Raw genomic sequence first — 4169 nt, 5'->3', positions numbered from 1 at the left:
ATCGCTAATTGATAAGGCCTTTCTATCTACTTGAACCTGTTTGGTGTGAAACAGGAACAAGTATGAGAAACAAGGCGGGATCATAAGTCATGGCAGATGTACTTCTTCATATGTACGTCTTCATTGCCATGGCGGTAGCGACTGATTTTTATCAGTTATAGTTAACGTTTTCCTTTCAATAAGGCAGGAATGCCGTATTACCCGTTTTTATAAAAGGTGAGATAGATGAACATGAACAAGATTGTTACTGCCCTTGGTTTTAGCGCCATCATGGTGTGTGGTTCCGTTATGGCTGCCGGCAACATGGGTGGTGGTAAAGTCACTTTTATTGGCGAAATTATTAATGCCCCCTGTTCAGTGGCTCCTGAGTCTGTTGATCAGATTGTCCAATTGGGTCAGGTCAGCACCAAAGAGCTGGTGATCGGTGGGGAATCTGATGCCCAGCCATTCACTATTAGTCTGCGTAATTGTGAAATCGATGAAGGTTTGGATTCACTCAAGGTCACCTTTAGCGGTGTCGCTGATCCGCTGCAAGCCGGTTTGTTGATTCTGAGTAGTGGTGAAGCCAAAGGGGCGGGTATTGCGATGACTGCACCTGGTGGTAGCAAGGTTGAGTTGGGTAAACCGACCGCCGCTTTTAAACTCACCAATGGTAACAATGATTTGATTTTCAATGCGGCGCTGAAGGGCTATGCAGTACAGGATGCTCAGCCATTGGTTGCTGGTGCGTTCACTGCGGTCACCAATTTTGTCCTTGCCTACGAATAAGCTGATTAATCCATAGGGTAATAGCAGAACGTGATGGGGTCCATCACGTTCTGTAGTGGGGTCAATATATTGAAATCACATTCTTATCATGTCGCTTGGGGATTATTGACAATAATTGCTTTAGCAGGAGCACATGCCTCACCTCAGCAAATAGGGGACGCATTAGCTGAATCAAGTTGTACTTTTGAGGGTGAGCGGTCGTTTCACTATGCCACCGTTGGTGAGAGTACAACCACCATTATATTGTCACTGGCTGGTTGTCAGTTAGCGGTCAACGGAGAGCTGAACCATGCCCTTGATATTATATATCAGGGAACGACCCATAACGGGTCTGGCCCACCTTTTTTGGCTCCTCCACCAACCGTTGAGCTTGGCTTGGTGAGTGGAGTAAAAATAATTGAAGGTCAAATAATTGCTGGTGAGAGGTTATTCAATGAACAGCATCAGGCGTATATCAGTGCTGCGATTTCTTACACGCTGACCAATAGTATTGGTAATGACTATATATCATGGTTTGAGTTGTCTTATTTGTAGATGACATAACTGCTCTTTAGTTTCCTGAATTTACTGTAAATGGACATCAGTATGTCATTCTTAAGCCCTATTCCAGCAATATCACCTGTGTCCAGGTTGGTCATGCTGACACTTTTGTTACACTTTAATGTACAGGCAGAGATAGAGTTTAATATTGATGCCCTCGATGTTGATGAACGCACTAAAATAGATCTTAGTCGTTTCTCAAATACAGATTACGTGATGCCTGGTGACTACATTCTGGAAGTCATCATAAACAAGAACAAATTACCATTGCAGACTATCCATTATTTTTCTGCAGTGGATAAAAAGCAGAGTGCCCAACCCTGTATTAACGCAGCGGTAGTTGACCGCATGGCGTTGAAGGATGATGCCAAGGCGTTGGTGACTTATGCAGCACCAAACCAGTGTGCTGACCTGAGCTCCTTGCTGGGGATCCAGCTGACCAGCCGGGTCGGTCACGGCACCCTGACGATTACCATTCCCCAAGCCTGGTTGAAGTACCAGGACGACAGATGGACTCCCCCCGAGCAGTGGGATAAGGGGGTGGCAGGGGTAATGCTTGATTACAACCTCTCAGGCCAGCTTTACGAGGCGCAGCAGAGTCATAGCCGTCACCTCAGCAGTTACGGCACCTTGGGGGCCAACCTCGATCACTGGCGCATGCGGGCCGATTACCAGGCTCAGATGCACCGGGGACGCGATGATAGTCAGCAATTCAGTTGGAACCGAATTTATGTTTATCGGCCACTGCCCATGCATGCTGCCAGGTTGTCGCTCGGTGAACGGGATCTCAATTCCCAGTTATTCGATAGTTTTCGTTTCACCGGTGCAGAGCTCGTCAGCGATGAGCGCATGTTGCCACCCAGCTTGCAAGGCTATGCGCCCGAGGTGAGTGGCATTGCCAAGACCAATGCCAGAGTCACCGTCTCGCAAGCGGGCAGGATCATTTATGAGACGACAGTGCCAGCAGGGCCATTTCGTCTGCAGGATCTGGACAGTTCGGTGCGTGGCAAGCTGGATGTGCGGGTTGAGGAGCAGGATGGCTCCGTCACGCTGACCCAAGTGGACACGGCCACGATTCCCTATCTGACCAGGCCCGGTTATGTCCGCTACAACATGGCGGCGGGCCTGCCTGCCGACGATAAGCGTCAGTCCCACGCGGTAGGGGGCCCCGCATTTCTGACAGGGGACTTCTCGTGGGGGGTCTCCAATGCCTGGTCAGTTTATGGCGGCGCGCTGCTTGCTGGCCATTACAACAGCTGGGGCCTGGGGTTGGGGCGTGATCTCTATAGCCTGGGGGCCATTTCTGCGGATCTGACCCAATCCATCGCACGCTTCGGGCCGGAGGTGAAAACGCGTCAACGCAGTGTCGGGCACTCCTTCAAGCTGAACTATGCCAAGCAATTTGACGAGTACAACAGTGCCATCACCTTTGCTGGCTATCGCTTCTCCCAGCAGGAGTTCATGGGCATGTCTCAGTACCTGCAGACCCGTCGATATCATGGCTTTGGCGGCGTGGTCAGGGACAAGGAGCTCTATACCGTTACCGCCAGCAAGACCTTTTGGGCCGATGAGCCTGACAAGTCACTGACTACCTACCTCGACTACAGCCACAAAACGTACTGGGATGGTGGCGGCAATGATCGGCTGGGGGTCAGCCTCAACAAGACCTTCAGCATCGGGCCGCTCAACAATATATCGGCGTACCTCTCGGCTTACCGCTCCCAATATGATGATGGAGGACGGGACAACATGATGGCGCTGGCGTTCAGCCTGCCCATTGGTGACCGACAGACTGCTGGCTATACCGTGCAGTCGGGCAACAAGCAGGTCAGCCACATGATGACCTACAACAACTACGTCGATCCTGACAATAGCTATCAGGTTGCGACGGGGATGCAGAGCAATGGCCATGGTGTCGGACGCGCCTATTACAACCATAACGGCAGTCAATCCTCCCTTAGCCTCAATGCCACCGGCGTGCAGAGCGAATACTCATCGCTGGGGGCAACCCTCAGGGGCGGCGTAACCACCACTGAACATGGGGTGGCACTGCATCAGGCCAGCAGACGTGGCGGTGCCCGCATCATGGTCGACACCGACGGGATTGAAGATGTCTCCTTCGATGGCGGGCGGGCCACTACCAACCGTGCCGGCATTGCCGTCCTGGGTGATGTGAGCGATTACCGCCGTACCGACACCCGTGTCGATGTGGATACCTTGCGTGATGACATTGAAGCCCCCAGAGCGGTGCAGGAAGGAACGCTGACCGAAGGCGCCATCGGCTATCGCAGGTTCGATGTGTTGCAGGGGTTCAAAGTGCTGGCAGACATCACACTGGCCGATGGTTCTGTGCCACCGTTCGGGGCCAGTGTCACCAATACCCGTAGTGGCGAGACCTCGGTGATCGACGAGGGTGGCTTGGTCTATCTGGTCGGCGTCAAACCCGCAGAAGCGTTTGATATTGCCTGGGGCGGGCTCAAGCAATGCCGTTTTTACGCGCCGGATGCGGTAGCCGACCTTTCACGTATCCAACTCAAATGCAATCGACTCCAAAAGGTAGTGAACTGATATGAAACATAAACTCACCCCCCTGTTCCTGTTGGCGTGTACTGGTTATATGGAGCTGGCAAACGCCGCCATTGTGCTGGACCGCACCCGGATTATCTATCCGGGGGGCGCCAAGTCTATCAGTGTGAATGTGACCAACGAAAATAAGGTCTTGCCTTATCTTGCACAATCCTGGTTAGAAGATAATAAACAGCAAAAAATCTCATCGCCCCTGGTGGTATTGCCGCCGCTGCAGCGCGTTGACCCATTGCAAAAAAGCGTGGTGCGTATTGCCGCGGTGCATGGCATCGAGG

General features: G+C 52.0%; 4 protein-coding genes. All 4 read left to right on the top strand.

Going from position 1 to position 4169, the window contains the following annotated elements:
* The first annotated feature begins 225 nt into the window (after nucleotides 1–225).
* Nucleotides 226–768 carry a fimbrial protein gene (locus LD28_RS0112765; protein ID WP_033137344.1) on the top strand — a complete coding sequence of 181 codons (543 nt, stop codon included), beginning with the start codon at nucleotides 226–228 and terminating at the stop codon, nucleotides 766–768.
* Nucleotides 769–837: 69 nt separating this feature from the next.
* The gene (locus LD28_RS23065) at nucleotides 838–1302 is read left to right on the top strand and encodes a hypothetical protein (protein WP_156120220.1); all 465 of its coding nucleotides are present in this window, start codon (nucleotides 838–840) and stop codon (nucleotides 1300–1302) included.
* Between the two features lie 39 nt (nucleotides 1303–1341).
* The gene (locus tag LD28_RS0112760; RefSeq protein ID WP_156120219.1) at nucleotides 1342–3876 is read left to right on the top strand and encodes a fimbria/pilus outer membrane usher protein; all 2535 of its coding nucleotides are present in this window, start codon (nucleotides 1342–1344) and stop codon (nucleotides 3874–3876) included.
* A gap of 1 nt (nucleotide 3877) precedes the next feature.
* Nucleotides 3878–4169, top strand: a 292-nt coding sequence (locus tag LD28_RS0112755) for a fimbrial biogenesis chaperone (protein WP_033137342.1), incomplete at its 3' end; no start/stop codon positions are given.

This window comes from Aeromonas finlandensis (assembly GCF_000764645.1).
Lineage (GTDB): Bacteria > Pseudomonadota > Gammaproteobacteria > Enterobacterales > Aeromonadaceae > Aeromonas > Aeromonas finlandensis.
Note: the sequence above shows the minus strand (reverse complement) of the source record. Positions and strands in the feature narration are given on the sequence as shown.